General features: G+C 38.9%; 15 protein-coding genes and 1 tRNA gene. 6 read left to right on the top strand and 10 right to left on the bottom strand.

The window, feature by feature from the left end:
• Positions 1-196: 196 nt before the first annotated feature.
• From E4S40_RS12215 to E4S40_RS12240, 6 genes are all read right to left on the bottom strand, one after another.
• The gene (locus E4S40_RS12215; protein WP_135074504.1) at positions 197-1,216 is read right to left on the bottom strand and encodes a PorP/SprF family type IX secretion system membrane protein; all 1,020 of its coding nucleotides are present in this window, start codon (positions 1,214-1,216) and stop codon (positions 197-199) included.
• On the bottom strand, positions 1,216-3,552 hold the full coding sequence (locus E4S40_RS12220) for a PKD domain-containing protein (protein ID WP_237563191.1): 2,337 nt from the start codon (positions 3,550-3,552) through the stop codon (positions 1,216-1,218). The genes E4S40_RS12215 and E4S40_RS12220 overlap by 1 nt, the downstream gene beginning before the upstream one ends.
• A gap of 96 nt (positions 3,553-3,648) precedes the next feature.
• Entirely contained in the window at positions 3,649-4,920 is a 1,272-nt protein-coding gene (locus E4S40_RS12225) for an adenylosuccinate synthase (RefSeq protein ID WP_135074506.1), read from the bottom strand.
• Between the two features lie 124 nt (positions 4,921-5,044).
• Positions 5,045-5,386, bottom strand: coding sequence for an STAS domain-containing protein (locus E4S40_RS12230; RefSeq protein ID WP_135074508.1), 342 nt, complete (start codon positions 5,384-5,386; stop codon positions 5,045-5,047).
• Entirely contained in the window at positions 5,383-5,862 is a 480-nt protein-coding gene (locus E4S40_RS12235; RefSeq protein WP_135074510.1) for a Fur family transcriptional regulator, read from the bottom strand. The genes E4S40_RS12230 and E4S40_RS12235 overlap by 4 nt, the downstream gene beginning before the upstream one ends.
• A gap of 53 nt (positions 5,863-5,915) precedes the next feature.
• Positions 5,916-8,135 carry a RelA/SpoT family protein gene (locus E4S40_RS12240; RefSeq protein ID WP_135076444.1) on the bottom strand — a complete coding sequence of 740 codons (2,220 nt, stop codon included), beginning with the start codon at positions 8,133-8,135 and terminating at the stop codon, positions 5,916-5,918.
• 154 nt (positions 8,136-8,289) lie between these two features.
• Between E4S40_RS12240 and E4S40_RS12245 the strand changes: the two genes are divergently transcribed.
• The 4 genes from E4S40_RS12245 to clpX all read left to right on the top strand — a co-directional run bounded on the left by E4S40_RS12245 (position 8,290) and on the right by clpX (position 11,763).
• Positions 8,290-8,371 (top strand) — tRNA-Leu (locus tag E4S40_RS12245).
• A gap of 91 nt (positions 8,372-8,462) precedes the next feature.
• Positions 8,463-9,791 carry a trigger factor gene (tig, locus tag E4S40_RS12250; protein WP_135074512.1) on the top strand — a complete coding sequence of 443 codons (1,329 nt, stop codon included), beginning with the start codon at positions 8,463-8,465 and terminating at the stop codon, positions 9,789-9,791.
• Positions 9,792-9,862: 71 nt separating this feature from the next.
• A complete protein-coding gene (locus E4S40_RS12255; protein ID WP_135074514.1) occupies positions 9,863-10,537 on the top strand; it encodes an ATP-dependent Clp protease proteolytic subunit in 675 nt (224 codons plus the stop codon).
• Positions 10,537-11,763: an ATP-dependent Clp protease ATP-binding subunit ClpX gene (gene clpX / locus E4S40_RS12260; RefSeq protein WP_135074516.1), complete on the top strand. Its 1,227-nt coding sequence runs from the start codon at positions 10,537-10,539 to the stop codon at positions 11,761-11,763. The genes E4S40_RS12255 and clpX overlap by 1 nt, the downstream gene beginning before the upstream one ends.
• Before the next feature lie 52 nt (positions 11,764-11,815).
• Here clpX and E4S40_RS12265 read toward each other — a convergent pair whose 3' ends face one another.
• Positions 11,816-13,306 carry a S1C family serine protease gene (locus E4S40_RS12265; RefSeq protein WP_135074518.1) on the bottom strand — a complete coding sequence of 497 codons (1,491 nt, stop codon included), beginning with the start codon at positions 13,304-13,306 and terminating at the stop codon, positions 11,816-11,818.
• Between the two features lie 141 nt (positions 13,307-13,447).
• Positions 13,448-13,876: an Hsp20/alpha crystallin family protein gene (locus E4S40_RS12270; protein ID WP_135074520.1), complete on the bottom strand. Its 429-nt coding sequence runs from the start codon at positions 13,874-13,876 to the stop codon at positions 13,448-13,450.
• 485 nt (positions 13,877-14,361) lie between these two features.
• Between E4S40_RS12270 and E4S40_RS12275 the strand changes: the two genes are divergently transcribed.
• Positions 14,362-16,617, top strand: a complete 2,256-nt coding sequence (locus tag E4S40_RS12275; RefSeq protein ID WP_161971804.1) for a mechanosensitive ion channel family protein — start codon at positions 14,362-14,364, stop codon at positions 16,615-16,617.
• Between the two features lie 50 nt (positions 16,618-16,667).
• On the opposite strand, the gene E4S40_RS12280 is transcribed toward E4S40_RS12275, so the two are convergent.
• Positions 16,668-16,859 (bottom strand): cold-shock protein, encoded by a 192-nt coding sequence (locus E4S40_RS12280; RefSeq protein ID WP_135074524.1) that lies wholly within the window; start codon positions 16,857-16,859, stop codon positions 16,668-16,670.
• A gap of 90 nt (positions 16,860-16,949) precedes the next feature.
• Here E4S40_RS12280 and E4S40_RS12285 point away from each other — a divergent pair, with 90 nt between their 5' ends.
• A complete protein-coding gene (locus E4S40_RS12285; protein ID WP_135074526.1) occupies positions 16,950-17,441 on the top strand; it encodes a SixA phosphatase family protein in 492 nt (163 codons plus the stop codon).
• Here E4S40_RS12285 and E4S40_RS12290 read toward each other — a convergent pair.
• Positions 17,438-18,172 carry an SDR family NAD(P)-dependent oxidoreductase gene (locus E4S40_RS12290; RefSeq protein WP_135074528.1) on the bottom strand — a complete coding sequence of 245 codons (735 nt, stop codon included), beginning with the start codon at positions 18,170-18,172 and terminating at the stop codon, positions 17,438-17,440. The genes E4S40_RS12285 and E4S40_RS12290 overlap by 4 nt on opposite strands.
• Positions 18,173-18,289: the final 117 nt, after the last annotated feature.

Genomic DNA, 18,289 nt, shown 5'->3' on the forward strand with positions numbered 1-18,289 from the left:
GCGCTTTTGGGACCACAAATATCGGAGGTTTTTTCTCCTCCGCAAGCATAAACAACAACCTTTTTTTACACCAATCACTAAAACCCTGATACAGAATGAGAAAATGCATGGAAAAAATTTTAACTCTCTTTAAACAGTAATATTTTAACCTAAATCAATAGAATTTGGTTCCTAATCGATTTTTTAAAATAAGTATTTAAAATTTGAAGCCTGGAGAATTAAAAAACCTTCTCTTCTTAGGATTAACAGGAATTAAATATCTAACAGATAATTCATGAGCTCCACCCGAAACGGATTGGCCTAATATTGAAATTGAAAAATCGAAACTATATCCAATTTCCAAACCTGAATCCAAGCTTAAGCCAACAAGTGCAATTAATGATTCATTGTTGGGTAATTGATACTTGGTAGGTAGGCCTCGATACCAAACTCCCAGAATCAGCGGCTCAAAATAAAACTCAGCCCCTAGATCTAGTTGCGAAAACAGCCCCTGTCTTTTGTAATTAAAAGCAAGCGCCAAACTTCTTTCCTGATCCGTATTATTGTAATAATCATTGATATTACCGGGAGGAAGACTGATGCGGTACCCTCCATGTAAATTGTATCGAACCGGTAAAGAGTTACTCTCAATATCGAGATAACTTATTGGTGGCTCTAAGAGATGAAAGGCAGAAAATCCAAACCAATAGCTGTTTCCATAAAGAAGAATCCCTGCATTTGCATCGAAGGCACTCAATTTACTATCTCCCTCAAATCCATCTCCGGGACTTCCTAAGATTACCCCCCGATTGATATCCAATTGGGTTCCAAGAATAATATCATCAAACAATGCATCTCGAGCCGAATAACTTCCCTGCATTCCGAATTGAAGAAAATTATCTTCTGATAATCGCAATCGATAGGAATAAACCAATCCAATATCCATTTGCTGACTTTGGGTAAAACTTTCCCTGGCACCAGAAATAATAAGTCCCAAACCGCTATTAAAATTTTCAAAAAAATGATCTCCGTATGCAGTGAATGCAACAAAACTCTGTTCTAAAGCTGGCCATTGATTTCTAAAATTAAACCCTACCCTAGTTTGATCTGTGCTTCCTGCGAAAGCAGGGCTTAAATAAAGCGGATTTGCATAAAACTGAGAATATTGGACATCTTGTCCTTTAGATGAAAAGGCATAGCTAATTAAAAAAAGTAAAAAAAGAACTTTGCCTTTCATTATCTGATCAGTCTAAATTTACCACCACGAGTCACTTTCTCTCCATCAATACTGACCCCATCAAATCGAAAAACATAAAACCCAGCATCTAATAACTCACCTTGGAAAGTACCATCCCAACCTTGCCCTCCAAGTTCATTAGATCGATAAATCAATTCTCCCCAAGAATTAAAAATCATTAAATCAACAGAAACCAAGCCTTTGTATTTTGGAGTGAAAAATTGATTCTCTTCTTCCAAAGGTGTAAAACCTGTAGGAACCATAATTCGATAGCTTTTTGTGATCGACACAACTTTACTGATCGAAACTTGACACCCGTACTCATCCTCAATTGTCAACTGAACTTCGAATTCTCCCTTTTTCCCAAATATGTGAATAGGATTCTGCTCAATTGAAGTATTTCCATCTCCAAAATCCCAAATCCACTTTACTGCACGTTCATCTGATAAGTCTTCAAAGGCAATCGGATCATCTGCAAAAATTCCTCCACCAGCATCATCCTTTATATCTGTACCGGCAACAGCGAATTCAAAATCCACACTTAATGGAATATCCTGAATAAAAACCTCCACTTCTATTGGATCTCCAAAACAATCAAAGTCCTTAGGTTTAGCAGAAAGCAAATACCCCCCTGAAAAGGAAACTGACCTTATTTCTTCATTCAAAAGCGTCAACCCATTACCAATTAATCGATAGTCATAGTTTTCAGAATCATAAGTCAAGAGGCCATTAAGTACATCAACTGACTCTCCGGGTTCGCAACCGACCACTGTCCCTGCCATTTGGAGGTTTGGGTATTCAGGATATTTGACTTCGATTTGATTTGATTTTGCGGGACAATTTTTTCGGTTGTACGCCCAAATTTCATACAAGCCTGGTTCTTCAATTACTAGATCTGCCTCAACTTCATTTTCTAACAATTCCCCATCTCGATACCATTCATAGCGCTCATAGAGTTCATCCCCCTCAGATACAAAACGAACTGACTCACCGGGACACAAATTGTAGCTTTCCTCCAGTGGATTTGCCTGATTTGAAGCAAGAATTCGTACAGGAGCAGGGGATTCTTGGATATTCAGCGTGATTTTATTCCCTGAGGAAGTCTTTCCATAATTATCAGTAATGGTATAATAAACCTCAACCGATTGATCCCTGGTACCGGGATTTGGGAAAAAGGTATAGGCCCCCAGTTCTCCAGCCCTCAATGTTCCTTGAGGTAAAACCAAAACCTGATTTTCCTCCAAACACTTTCCTTGATTACACCGATCTGAATTATTGTCTTGGATATCCTCTAAACTCTCAAAAAACTGAAGACAACGAATCTGTGAACCTGTATTGGGAAGAACTACCTCCTCGTCTGTGATATAGTATTGATTCTCCTGACCTTCACAGGAAGCAACATCCGAAAAATCCACTCCAACAGGATCCCTCAACGAATCATCAGCAGAAACTTCCACTACTAAATTCCGGATCTCATGAAAGTTTGTATATCCTCCGGTGGATGCCGCAAATCCGATTTTTAATTCGTTGGGTGCAGGGAAATCATAAGGGCGATCAAAAATGGTGACCATTCGAGGTTGGTTAGGCTCGGTGGTGACCTGCATTCTTAAAGTCAAAAAATATCCCACCCCATCAGGATCCGGCTGAAGTTCCAGAAAAACTTTTCGATAACCGGGCTGATTTGGATCGGTCACCCGGAAAGTTCCTGCTCCTCCAGAACTTATCGGAAATTGAGCTCCCGGATTGAAGCCATCTTTATCAGCACCAGAAGCCATGGTTTTTCTCCCTACAATAAAGGGATATCCCGTAAACCCATTCCCAGGTCCTCTCACCACAATCGCATCGGGCACCAATTCATCTACTATACCTTGAAATCCACCATTTTTTCCTTCAGCACGATTTCCAAAGTTCCCAAATTCATCAAAACCGATTCCTAAATAGGCATTGGTTAATCCTGGTTCTTCATTTCGCTGAGCATAGCCAAGTGAACCTCCAAAACCTCCGGGAGAAAAATTTTGAGTGGCTGCATCAAATAGAAAAATAGAAAGTCCATCCGCTAAAAATTGTCCAGCTCCACCGTATGAAAAATATTCAAATTCAGCTTTTATACCATAAGCTGATGGAAATGGGACATCGATATAAACGTACCCAACTTGGTTATTTTGATTATTAGTTAACCGCAAAACACCATCTACCAATATAGCATTCCCACCAAAAACAGTATTTGCCTGGGTAGTGGTGGTCTGGAAAGTTTCACAATACGGAAAACCAAATTGTGCTTTGGCCTCCATTAAAAATGCGAAAAAACCTATCAGAAAAATCCAAAATCTCTTCAAATCCAACTCATTCTTTTTTGGCAAATTACAAAACAGCCCCTAAAAAAATAAAGCCCTGATGGAATTCCTTCAGGGCTTGCTTTAAGTTTATTATTCTTATCGTTTAATAGTCTGAGTGCGATCTGGACCCACAGAAACTAATCGAATTGGAACCTGAAGTTCCTCTTCCAAATAAGCTACATAATCTTTGAGTTCTTGAGGAAAATCCGCATAATCTCGAACATGATCTAAGGAACAATTCCATCCCTTCATAGTCTTGTAAACAGGCTTCACATCAGAATCCGAAATCTCATAGGTCAAACGATCAACCCGGCTTCCATCAGCTAATTCATAATGCGTACATACTTGAATTTCCTCGAAAATATTCAATACGTCAGCCTTCATCATGAAAAGCTCCGTTACGCCATTAATCATGATGGAATAACGAAGTGCCGGCAAATCTAACCAACCGCATCTTCTTGGACGGCCAGTCGTGCTTCCAAATTCATTCCCTTCTTTCCGCATGGCTTCTCCTGTCTGATCAAATAATTCAGTAGGAAAAGGTCCACTTCCAACTCGAGTGCAATAGGCCTTGAAAATACCAAAGACCTCTCCGATTTTAGCTGGAGCTACACCAAGACCTGTGCAAGCACCAGCGGTCATGGTACTGGAACTAGTCACATAAGGGTAGGATCCAAAGTCAATATCCAATAAAGAACCTTGAGCCCCTTCAGCCAAAATCCTTTTTCCGGATTGAAGCGCATCATTTACAGTGTATTCACTATCAATCAGGTTTAAACCTTTGATAAATTCTACCGCCTCAAAAAATTGCTTTTCCATTTCAGCCAATTCATCCAATGGGTAATTGTAAAATGAAAGGATGGTCTGATGCTTGGATACCAGCGTATCGTACTTTTCTTTGAAATCAGCAGCAAGCACATCGCCAATACGAAGAGCTGATCGACCAATTTTATCTTGATAGGTAGGACCAATTCCTTTTAAGGTAGAACCGATTTTTTTATCACCTTTAGATTTTTCGTAAGCAGCATCAAGAAGTTTGTGAGTTGGGATAATGATGGTAGCTTTCTTGGAAATGACCAAGTTTTTCATGTAATCGATGGAGAATTTACCCAACCCATCGATTTCCTTTTTCAGAATAATGGGATCAAGTACAACTCCATTCCCGATAATATTCAAAATTTGGGACCGAAAAATCCCTGATGGAATCTGGTGTAAAACGTGCTTTATCCCATCAAACTCAAGCGTATGACCCGCATTTGGACCACCTTGAAACCTCGCAACGATCTCATATTCAGGAGCTAAAACATCGACAATTTTACCTTTGCCCTCATCTCCCCATTGGAGACCAAGCAGCACATCCATCTTCATATTGATGCTATTAATAAATGCAGTAATGAGTTTTTAAAGGCCGAAATTTGCAATTAGCCTAAAGAAAACCAAGTGAATTAGATTTTAATATTAATCTTAGGCAGAAAGAAGGTATGACCAAGAATCAATTTTTTGCCCGAAAATCCTCCACAGAGTCAAATACAGTAAAAATATTGTTCAACTTGGTAATGATTAGCAATTTTTTCACATGCTCGGATGGTGCAGTCAGATAAACCTCACCTCCCACATTCCGCATCTTAGTAAGCATGGTGATAAGCAAACCGATTCCGCTGGAACTGATATACCGAACCTCACTCAAATTCACCACAAAGGTTTTGGCTCCTTCTTGGATAGCATCCGAAACTATTTCAACTAGCTTTGGTCCTACTTCATCTCCTATCAAGTCGCCTTGAATGTGTAAGTAGTAAGCTTTTTCGTCTTTTTCAGTTTGATAATTCAGTTTCATGCTGATTTGGGTGTTTCAGGTCTGTTTTCACAATTTTCCTTGTTGCAATTCCCATATAAAATCAAGGAATGATGCAACACTTGGAAGTTTAGAATATCTCCTACGGTATTTTGAATATTTTGGATTCGAGGATCACAAAATTCCAAGACCTGATTACAGTCCACACAGATCAAATGGTCATGCTGCTTATAACCGTAGGATTTCTCGAATTGAGCCAAATTTTTCCCAAACTGATGCTTGGTTACCAAATCGCACTCTACCAATAAATCCAGGGTATTATAAACGGTTGCCCGGCTGACTCGGTAATTTTTATTTTTCATACTGATGTAGAGACCCTCCACATCAAAATGTCCGGTTCGGCTGTAAATCTCCTCTAAAATAGCGTAGCGCTCGGGAGTCTTTCGAAGTTTTTGATTCTCTAAGTATGCAGTAAATATTTTCTTTACTTCCTCAAAATGGGCTGTATTCAAAGACATCTTCGGCTAATTTTTCCAAATATAACTGATGAAGGGAATATATGATTCAAAACTCAATCAAAGCGGGATACCTTGATAATTCCATCTACCTGACGCAGATTTTTAATTAATGTTTCCAGGTGCTCGGTACTGTGAACATAGAGTTTGATTGTACCCTCAAATATTCCTGCGTCAGAATCCACTGTAATCGAACGCATATTCACTTTCAATTCATTTGAGATTACCTTGGTCACATCATTAATCAGACCTACTCTATCGGTACCCACAATATGCAATCCTGCCAAAAAGGCGATTTCCTTCTGGCTAGTCCAGCGAGCTTTGATGACACGATTACCATGATTCGAAAGAAGCTCCAGGGCATTAGGACAAGAAGTTCGATGTATTTTGATCCCTTCATTAACAGTAACAAAGCCAAACACATCATCACCAGGAATGGGATTGCAACACTTGGCCAAAATATAATCCACCACATCCATATCCTCACCAATTAAGAGCTGATCGTGGTCCGGACCTTTGAGGCTTTTTATTTCCTTGGTAAAGGTGGATTCGTCCTTAACCTTTTCTTGAATGGCTTTGTGTTTTAACTTTTGGTTTTCTTTAAAATCCTTGAAGGACTTAATAGTGGTTGGGTCGATTATACCCTTTCCTACGCGGTAATAAAAATCATTAGCAGTCTTCAGCTCAAAATAGGCCCGGAGTTTTTCAACGGTTTCCGAATTAAACTCCATTTTCATCTGCTTTAACTTCCGCTGAACAATTTCTCGCCCATCCAAAATAGCTGATTTCTTTTCCTCTCGTAGAGCGTCTTTAATTTTAGCTTTCGCCCTAGAGGTAACCACATGGGTTAGCCAATCTTCCGAAGGTTTTTGCTTGTTGGAAGTTAGAATTTCAACCTGATCTCCATTTTTCAATTTATGGGTAATCGGCACCAACTTTTGGTTGACTTTAGCACCTATACAGCGAGCCCCAACCTCCGTGTGGATTTCAAAAGCAAAATCCAGAGCAGTAGCTCCGAATGCCAAAACCTTCAAATCGCCCTTAGGAGTAAATACAAAAACCTCCTCTTGAAAAAGATTACCGCGAAAATCATCCATGAATTCAATTGCATTGCCTTCATTTGACTCCAGCATGCTTCTTACTTGGGTAATCCATTCATCAAGGCCGGAAGATCCTCTTGAACTATGGTCTTTTTCTTTGTATTTCCAATGGGCCGCATAGCCTCGCTCCGCAATCTCATCCATGCGCTGGGTTCGAATCTGCACTTCTACCCACTGACCTGAATTACTCATGACCGTGGTATGCAAAGATTCATAGCCATTAGAACGAGGAGTAGAAATCCAGTCTCTTAATCTGTCTGGATTTGGTCGATAAAAGTCAGTGACAATGGAATAAACCTGCCAGCAGTCCGCTTTTTCATTTTCCAGTTCAGATTCCAGGATAATCCGGATTGCAAAAAGGTCATAAACCTCCTCGAATGGGATTCCCTGTTTCTTCATTTTATTGTAAATGGAATAAACGGACTTTGGTCTACCTTTTATGCTAAATTTAAAACCCTGTCTAGTTAATTCTTCTTCGATTGGCTGGATAAAACTTTTAATAAAGCGGTTACGGTAGGATTTGGATTCATTGATCTTCTGAACAATATCCTTGTAAGTCGCCGTATCGGTATACTTCAAATACAAATCTTCCAATTCGGATTTGATCGCATAAAGCCCCAATCGGTGCGCAAGCGGAGCGTATAAATACATGGTCTCAGAAGCAATTTTTAATTGCTTGTGACGAGGCATGCTAGCCAAAGTCCGCATGTTATTTAGCCGGTCAGCGATTTTGATCAAAATTACCCGGACGTCATCTGAAAGAGTAAGAAGCATTTTCCGGAAATTTTCAGCTTGCTGCGAACTTCCATAATCAAAAACTCCAGCGATTTTGGTCAAGCCATCAATGATAGTCATAACTTTTTGACCAAACTCCCGCTCAATATCTTCTAATTCCCAATCCGTGTCTTCGACTACATCATGTAGCAAAGCCGAAACAATGGAAGTAGTACCTAACCCGATTTCTTCCACGCATATCAGTGCCACCTCCAAAGGATGGTAGATGTAAGGCTCACCTGACTTTCTACGCATATCCTTATGAGCCTCCAATGCCACATTGAATGCTTTTTTGATGATTTTAGCATCACCAGGCTTTAGAAATGGCTTCGCCTCCCGCAGCAGTTTTCGGTACCGCTTTAGAATTTCTTTCCGTTCCTCCTCAATATCTACTTGGATCATGGTCATTGATCAGAAATTGTATAACAAATATGGCTCGAAAGAATTCGAAATGCACGTTGATAATTTTTTTTATGGGCATGCTTGTAAATTATTTTTATGTAGCTACCTTTGCATCCACAATTGAAAAACGCACGAACGTGTTGCGTGAGTTCAAGCGGATGTGGCGAAATTGGTAGACGCACTAGACTTAGGATCTAGCGCCGCGAGGCATGGGGGTTCGAGTCCCTCCATCCGCACAAATATCGGACCCTCAATCACTACCTGAATTTAGAATTCGGGAAAGAGATTGAGGGTTTTTAGTTCAGACTTATCATAAATAATTGCGCTTTGGAAATTACACTAGACAAGCATTCCGCCAATCAAGCCTCTATTAAAATTAAACTAACTGAGGCAGATTATCAAACCAAGGTTGATGCTAAACTGAAAGACTACGCCAAAAAGGTGAATATCAAAGGTTTCCGCCCAGGAAAAGCTCCCCTTGGTATGGTCAAAAACATCTATGGCACTTCTGTTTTGGTAGATGAAATCAACAATATCTTAGGTGAATCACTTAACAACTATTTGAAGGAACAAACCTTTAGAGTATTGGGTGACCCACTTCCAGTTGAAAAGGTTGAGGAAAAAATTGATTGGAAAAACCAGAAGGATTTCGATTTTGAATATAAAATCGGCTTCATTGAAAATTTTGAACTTCCTCTAGATAAGTCAATCAAAGCCAATAAATATAGCATTAAGGTTGATGACAAACTGGTAGACGAGACTGTTGCCAATCTAAAATCTCAATATGGAAACAGCACCAATCCTGAAACTGCTGAAGCAGGAGACCATGTTTATGGGGACTTAGCTGCTGCAGAAGGAGAATTTTCTAAGACTGTTTCTCTTGACCTTTCCAAAATCACTAAAAAGCTTGCAGACAAGTTTATCGGAAAAGGAAAGGATGAAGTGGTTGAATTCGCAGCAAAGGATGTGAAGAAGGGCCAGTGGGAAGAAGCTTTTGGTTTGAATGAAGAAGAAGCTGCTTCCATCTCTGATAACTTGACTTTTACTATCAAGAACATCAACCGAACTGAAGAAGCTAAAATGGACCAGGAGTTTTTCGATAAAATCTTTGGCCCTGATCAAGTGAAATCCGAAGAAGAATTTTTGAATAAAGTTCGCGAAACGCTTCAGTCAAATTACAATCGTGAGGCTAAGGTATTCACAGAGGAAGAATTGAAGAAAATATTGGTTGAAAAAGCCAATCTTGACCTTCCTGAGGAATTCTTGAAGGAATGGTTACTGAAAGCAAATGACGGGAAAGTTACCGAGCAAGACGTAGAAAACGAATTCCCAATTTACGCTCGTCAATTAGTTTGGTCTTTGGTTTCAAATGAAATCGCAAGAGCAAATGAAATCAAAGCCGAGCATCAGGATGTAATTGAAAAAACCAAAGAAATGATCCGAGAGCAATTTGCATCTTCTGGGTTGGGAGCATCTTTGGAAGACAGCATGGATCTTTTCGTAGATAATTATCTGAAAGGAAATGAGGGTCAAAACTACATGAACATGCTGACCTCAGTACAAAATGATAAAGTTTTGGACTTTGCTCAGGAGAAAATTTCCCTGAAAGAAAAGGAGATCAGCCTTGACGAGTATAAGGAACTTTTGGAAAAGTAAATTGATTAAGAATCTAAAAAAGTCCTTATTTAAGGGCTTTTTTTATTTTTGTTAACCACATTTATCAAATTATGATCAACAAAGAGGAATTCAGAAAATACGCCATCCACAACCAAGGAGTGAGTGGATCAGCTTTTGACCAGTACACACAGCATATCGAAAACATGACTCGGGCAGTCATTGAAGAGCGTCCTTCCAACTTCCGGGAAATCGACGTTTTCTCCCGATTGATCATGGATCGCATCATCTTTTTGGGAACACCAGTAGATGACCATATCGCTAATATCATCATAGCACAGTTGCTTTTCTTGGAATCGGTGGATTCTAAAAAAGATGTACTTCTTTACATCAACAGCCCAGGAGGATCTGTGACAGCTGGACTTGGCATTTATGACACCATGCAATACATCGGCCCTGATGTTGCTACCATCTGTACAGGAATTGCTGCCTCTATGGGAGCTGTATTGTTGGCAGGCGGAGCAAAAGACAAGCGTTCTGCTTTACAACATTCTAGAGTAATGATTCACCAACCTTCCGGAGGAATGCAAGGTCAATCTAAAGACATGGAGATTTCACTTAAGTTGATCCTTTCCATGAGACAGGAACTCTATCAGATTTTGGCGAATCATACTGGAAAAACATTTGAAGAAATCGAAAGAGACTCTGACCGAGACTATTGGTTGAAAGCTCCAGAAGCTAAAGAATATGGCTTAATCGATGAAGTATTAGTTAAAAAATCAGTTTAATGGCTCAAGTTACCTGCTCTTTTTGCGGAAGAAACAAAAAAGATGTTGACCTGATGGTTTCAGGCATATCTGCTCATATCTGTAATTTCTGCATTGAGCAAGCACATATGATCTTGGGAGAAGAGGAGAAAACCAAAAAATCTTCTCAATCCAAACCCAAATTCAAACTCAAGAAGCCAAAGGAACTTACCTCCTACTTGGACCAATATGTGATTGGACAAGAAGATGCAAAAAAGGTCCTTACCGTAGCTGTTTATAATCACTACAAACGACTGCTTCAGAAAGCTGATGAAGATGATGTGAAGATCGAAAAATCTAACATCATCATGGTTGGTGATACAGGAACCGGAAAAACCTATTTGGCAAAAACCCTTGCAAAGATTCTTGAAGTTCCTTTCTGCATTGCCGATGCCACTGTTCTTACAGAAGCTGGATATGTAGGGGAAGACGTTGAGAGCATTTTGACAAGGCTATTACAAGCTGCTGACTATAATGTTGAAGCTGCTGAAAGAGGAATTGTATACATTGACGAGATTGATAAAATCGCTCGGAAATCGGATAACCCTTCTATCACAAGAGATGTAAGCGGGGAAGGCGTTCAGCAGGCGATGTTAAAGCTTTTGGAAGGTACTGTGGTAAATGTTCCTCCACAAGGTGGCAGAAAGCATCCTGATCAAAAAATGATTGCCGTAAACACGGAGAACATTCTGTTTATCTGCGGTGGAGCATTTGATGGGATTGCCAGACACATTGCGAAACGTTTGAATACCCAACCTTTAGGCTTCAGCAAAGCGGCAGGTTCAGCTGTAGCTGACCGGGAAAACTTACTTCAATATATCACTGCTCAAGATTTAAAAGCATTCGGCTTGATTCCAGAACTTATCGGCCGATTACCTGTACTTACTCATTTGGATCCACTTCATAAAGAAGCATTGAAACGTATTTTGACTGAACCAAAGAATGCTTTGGTGAAGCAATACACCAAACTTCTAGAAATGGAGAGGGTTAAATTGATATTCGAAGAAAGTGGTTTGGATTTCATCGTGGATAAGGCCGTCGAATACAATTTAGGAGCAAGAGGATTGCGATCTATCTGTGAAGCAATCATCACTGACGCGATGTACGAGCTTCCATCTGATGATAGCATCAAAGAACTTGTAATCGATGAAGCTTACGCTAAATCCCAGTTTGATAAATCAAAATTCAAACGGCTTCAAGTGGCTTAAATAAAAAAATCCCGATGAGCAATCATCGGGATTTTTTATTGGATTTTTCTGATTAATCTACTTCCACTTCGAAGTAGTATTCTGTTCCATCATTGAACATTCCGAGTACTACCACTTCTTGACCACTTAGATCATTCAATACTTCAATTAGTCTGTCAGCATCCGAAATGCGGATTCTTCCATCTTCACTGATGATTGAGGTGATGATGAATCCAGGTCTAGCACCTGCAGATCTCCAACCTGATCTACCTACAGTTGTGATCATGGCTCCTCCTGAAATTCCCAATCTTTCTTTTTGCTCGTCGGAAATATTCTCGAATAGAACCCCATCAAATTCATAAGTCTTCTTGACTTCCTTCTCAACAATATTGGTGTTTCCATTAAAATTCCGAAGCGTAGCTACCGTCTCCATTTTTTTGCCGTCTCGGATATATTCGACGTTGACTTGATCTCCTGGACGTTTTCTAGCCACCATTTCCTGAAGGATAGAAACAGAGGTAGTTTCCCGACCATCAACCCCGACGATAATATCTCCAGGCTTTAGTCCAGCTTCTTCTCCTCCACTATCTGGATTTACACCATTAATGTAAACTCCCTGATCAACAGGTAATTCAACATTCAATTCGTCCTCTAACTCTGGACTAACATCTCGAATTGTTACTCCAAGCAAACCACGCTGAACAGCACCATATTCCATCAAGTCATCCATTACTTTTTTTACAAGACTACTTGGAACAGCAAATGAATAACCAGCAAATGTCCCTGTGTTGGATGCAATTGCCGTATTAATTCCTATTAATTCTCCTGCTAAATTCACCAAGGCTCCTCCAGAATTTCCTGGGTTTACCACTGCATCAGTTTGAAGAAATGACTCGATCTGAAGATTGTTTTCGACTCCTCTGAGGATTCCGATATTCCGGGCTTTAGCTGAAATAATTCCAGCAGTTACCGTTGAGTTTAGATTGAATGGATTTCCAACAGCCAATACCCATTCTCCAATTTTTGTGTTATCAGAATCACCGAATTTGACGAATGGTAATCCATCTGCATCAATTTTCAATAAAGCCAAGTCAGTAGTCGGGTCTGTTCCGATTATTTTCGCTATGTAACGTTTGTTGTTATCCAAAGAAATATCAATTTGGGTAGCATTTTCGACTACATGGTTATTGGTCACGATATAGCCATCTGACGAAATAATCACACCAGATCCAGAGCTCATCGCTCCTCTAAATCCCTGATCTCCTCTTGGAGGAAATCCAAATAGCTCTTGCATGGGATCTCTTGGAGTATTTCCACCAAAGCCCATGGTACTTTTCACGTGAACTACTGCTGGGGTAACCAATTGAGCGGAAGCCACAAAATTGATTCCCTCTGGTACGGTAAAATTTTCTCCAGAAAGTAAGTTTACAAAACTTGCCTTCTGCTTTTCATCGAAACTTGAAGGTTCCTGCGACTGCATGAAATAACTCACTCCAGCCAAAGCAACAATGCCTCCGATAAGAGAGGCCAACAACATTCCTAGAAAGAATTGTCTTTTGTTCATAATTATATTCCTGTTCTTGTTTCTTCTGATTAACTCAAATTTTATTCAATAAAGTCTAAAGTGAATATCAATTTAACCAGTTTTAACCGGGCTTACTTCTTTTTAACTCAAAAAAAAGAGTGGGGTTAACCCACTCCTTGATTATTTCACTTCGATCGAAGCTTTTCTTTCTTTCTTTTCTGCTTTAGGAAGGAAAATCTTCAAGATTCCATCCTCATAAACTGCTTCGATTTTTTCTGGATTCACATTATCTGGAACATAGAATGCTCTGGAAAAGGAACCATATTGAGTTTCCAAACTGTGGTAGTTTTTCCCCTCCTTTTTCTCTTCGATTTTACGCTCACCGGAAATTGTCAATCTTCCCTCTGTCAAGTCCACATGAAAATCTTGCTTTTTCATACCGGGAACAGCAACCTGAATTTCAAACTGTTCGTCATCTTCGGAAATATCCACAGCAGGATTAAATTTCCGTGTTTCGTTTCCTAAAGATTCATTGAAAAACCTTTCAAATAGTCCTCCAAGATCAGCAGGAAACATAGAGTCTAGTTGGTTATACTTTGCGAGTTTCATATTATCCTCCTTTGTTAATTAATATTCTAAAACATCTGATTTGATATTAGAAATTTTCGTACCAGCAAAATTAGAGGGACATTTTGACTTGGTTTCGGAGAAAACCCATCTATTTAATGACAAAAGGGCAGTTTTTTTACTTATTTTTTTGAAGCTAATTTTTTCTAATTTAAAGGATCATTCTTCTCGATATGAAATCCTCCTATTTATTAGTTCCAATCATTCTGATACTCCTGCTTTTTCCCACTGGCCTTCACGGACAAAATGCAGTTAGAAAAGACCTTAATTTCGTTTCTAATAAGCTAGATAGCTCAGAATCAATTCAAAATTTTAAGAAGGATATTGAATCTAAGCCACAAATTGATACAGGTGTTAAAAGGGAAAATCAGCTAGGTTTGGTTTTATCCCAATTGATTTCAAAATCCAAACGCTATTCAATTAATATTAGCAGAATAAAAATTGGATTAAAGGAGCCCTTGGATACCATGGAAATTAAAGAAAATCTGCCTGAAATAGATCGAGCAGTTAGTTCCATGAGGATCTTGGTTCAGGATACCATACGTCAAGATAATATCCGCTATCTAAAAGGAATCACTACCCTCCTTGGAGGGATCATGGTCGAAATCGAAAAGTACGAGTCGATTATCGATGATCGAGTAAAGCTAATCCTACAGGCAAATGAAGATTTAGCCCAAATCAAACAGGATTCAATTTTCAATATTAGTGAGGAAAATCTACAAGTTGCGCCTGACCTTTTTGACGAAGTAAAATTACTTCGCAGCCAAATTAGTGAAATAGAGAATGAGATTTTTCGACAAGAAATAACTTTGACGAGATTTCAGGTACAGCTCAATGATTTGACTAGTAGAATTATATCTATCGGTCAGTATTTCCGTCTAAAGTCCATTGAGCTAAATCGAAAAATGTGGAAAAAAGAGGTCAATTTTCTCTGGGAACCTAGAGATGAAACTTTTGGGTCAAAAAAGTCAACTTTATTAATCTTAAAAGAATCCCTAATTGCCAATGGCACTTTCATTATGTATTTTTTTGAAAGGAATTTGGGGAAGCTGATTTCCTTCTTTATCGTTCTTTTTGTTTTAGGGTTTTCGCTAAAAAGGACTGTTAGAAAAATTCAGAATGAAAAGGACTTCAGCCATACTATTCTCTCAAAAGGCTCCTCAGTTGAAAAATTTCCAATTATTTCATCTTTTCTCATCATTGTACCATTTTTCTTTCTTGTATTTGACCGACCTCCACTCGCTTTCAACTCAGTACTATCCCTGATATTCGTGTTTTTCAGTTCATGGCTTATTAAAGACTATTTTTCGGATGGATTTCGTCGTATTTGGTGGATCTTTTTACCGCTAAGTTTGATTGGACCTACATTTGGGGTGAATTGGGAACAAAATTATGATGAACGATTTTTTCTGATTGTAGTCAACTTCCTAGCAGTCCTCTTTGGCCTTTTGAGCTACAAAAAAATCAAAGGACAATCCTTCAAAGGAAAGAAGGTTTTAGGAGCACTGATTCTATTCTTGTTTTTTACACAATTATTCTCGTTTGGAGCCAATGTTTTGGGGCGAATAAGTATAGCAAAGCTTTACACAATTACGGGCGTTACAAGTTTTTTTCGAGGTGTATCACTTTACATCTTTACCCATCTGGTGATGCAGTCTTTTTTCCTTGTCTTAGAATCCAAAAAGAATACTGATATGATTTCTAGTTTTATTGATTTTAAAGAACTAGAAAAAAGATTTTCAGGAATTCTACAATTATTTGCTTTAGGAATCTGGTTATATGGATTCTTAACTCACTTAGGCTATTTTGACATTGCCTACGAATATGCTACCATTTTTCTTTCCAAAGAATATATCCTAGGAGACACCACATTTACATTTGGAACGATCTTTTTGTTCTTAATCATACTTTTGATTTCTTCCTTCTTAGCAAACAGTATTGCCTACTTTTTTTCAACTATGGATCAGCGGAACGCTACCTCGAGAAAAAACCGACTGGGAAGTTCTGTATTACTAATCCGACTAGCCGTCATTATTATAGGCTTTTTTATAGCTCTGACTGCTGCCAAAATCCCTCTAGACCGAATCACTATTGTATTGGGAGCGCTATCCGTAGGTATTGGTTTTGGTCTGCAAACCATCATCAACAATCTGGTATCCGGAATTATCCTCGCATTTGAGCGGCCTATCCAAATTGGGGATGAAATCGAAGTCGGGATGAATAAAGGAACCGTAAAAGAAGTAGGGATTCGAGCTAGTAAGATTTTAGCCTATGATGGATCGGAAATAGTGGTACCCAATGGCGATCTCCTGTCTCAAAGTTTAATCAACTGGACACTTTCTGATAAGCGACGTAGAATTGAATTGATTATTGGAGTATCTTATGAATCGGATATGAAAAAGGTCAAAACACTGTTGACCGATGCGCTCATAAAAAACAATATTCTAAAATCTCCTCCTCCGAGAGTCTTCATGCAGAACTTTGGAGATTCCTCTGTTGATTTTAGATTGCTTTTTTGGGTAGAAAGTATGGATGTATGGCTTGAAATCAGGTCTGATGTCATGACCTCGATCTTTGAAATTTTCCAAGAGAATGGAGTCGAAATTCCGTATCCAAAAAGAGATCTTTATCTCAAGTCTCTTCCTTTTGGCTGGAAAGAGACGATCACTAAACCTAGCAATCCTTCTCCGGAAAAAGAGGATCAGGACGATCAAAAAGAATAAAAAAAATCCCCGGACTAGCCGGGGATCAATTTTTCAAATCAAAAATGCTTTTATGCTTTCTTGACGTTGATGGCATTAGGACCTTTTTTGCCATCTTTGACGTCGTAGGTTACTTTGTCATTTTGGGCAACTTTGTCCACCAATCCGGTCGCATGAACGAAGATATCACTTTGAGACTCATCGTCCACGATAAAACCGAAACCCTTGGCTTCATTGTAAAATTTTACTGTACCGGTAAACATAATAAATTAATATAAATTGTAAATGAATATGCAAGTAATGTAAATATTTGTTTAGAAATATCAAAAAATTCAAAATTCTATTTCGGAAGCATGAAAAAAGTTTACTTAATCCGTCATGCAAAATCATCCTGGGAAGAACCTTGGTCCAATGACCATGATAGGCCTCTTGCCCCTCGAGGCTTAAGAGATGCACCCAAGATGGGAAAACGCTTAAAATTGAAGGGGATTATTCCAGATAAAATCATCTCCTCTACAGCACTTCGAGCAAAAGAAACAGCAGAACTTATTGCAGAAGAATTAAAATTTCCGGTTAAAAAAATTGATTTTGAAAGTAGGCTATATCATGCCTCAGCAAGTACTTACCTCCATTTTATCCAGCAGCAAGATGATAAAATAGACTGTCTTTTTGTAATAGGCCACAATCCGGGCATGAATGAGTTGATTCACCATCTCGGAATAGACTTAGACAACTTACCTACAGCTGGAATTTGTGGATTTGAATCCAAGGAAAATTCTTGGTCGGACTTTAAACCGAAAAAAACTAAGATGATCTATTTAGATTACCCCAAGAAAAAAGCCTAGGAGATTTCATAATGCCGGACATCCTGAGATACCTCTGGAAACTGATCTGGATTACTGAGAAGATATTCGATTTTTTTAGCTACGTCCTCTGGGTTCACCAATTCTCCCTGCTCTTTAAACTCCAAGAACTTCTTCAATTCTGGAAAATCAGTCTCAGCAGCTTCTCGAATCTCTGCTTGCATTTCCGTATCCACAATACCTGGCGCTAAACTGAAAAAGCGGAAATCAGAAGAGCCACTTTCTTTGTTTGCCACCATGGTAAACATAGCTAAAGCTGCTTTGGTGCTACAATATCCTCCCCAACCTGCAACAGGTCGAGTGGCAGCGCCTGAGGAAATATTACATACTAATTTTCTGGAAGGGTGATTTTTGTAGGCTTTTATGAATGCATTGGTAAGGTACATAGGAGCCAGAAGATTGACATTTACCTGAATCCGCATTTCTCTCGGATGCATATTGCCAATGGGCTTTATCTCTCCTATCCAACCAGCATTATTAATCAAAATAATTTCCTGATAATCCTCCTTTGGAAAAACCTCTTCTAGTTCATTTTTTAAAATATCTAAATCAGATAAATCTAAACTTACCTGTCGAAGTTTTGGTGACTCCACATCCAAAGTTGACCTTGAAATCCCAATCACCTCGTAGTGATCTAGACTCAAATAATGATGCATAAGAGCTTTTCCTAAACCTTTGGAATGACCGGTAATAACGACAAGAGACTTGTTCATAAGTAAAGAAAATCAGGATGATGATTTACTACTAGCAAGGATCGTCCCAAAAATCAAAAATCGATAAAATTGCTTTAGGCTTAATTTGTTTTCATAAAAAAACCCCGGTTGAAAACC

The sequence above is a fragment of the Algoriphagus kandeliae genome (assembly GCF_004571135.1).
Classification (GTDB): domain Bacteria; phylum Bacteroidota; class Bacteroidia; order Cytophagales; family Cyclobacteriaceae; genus Algoriphagus; species Algoriphagus kandeliae.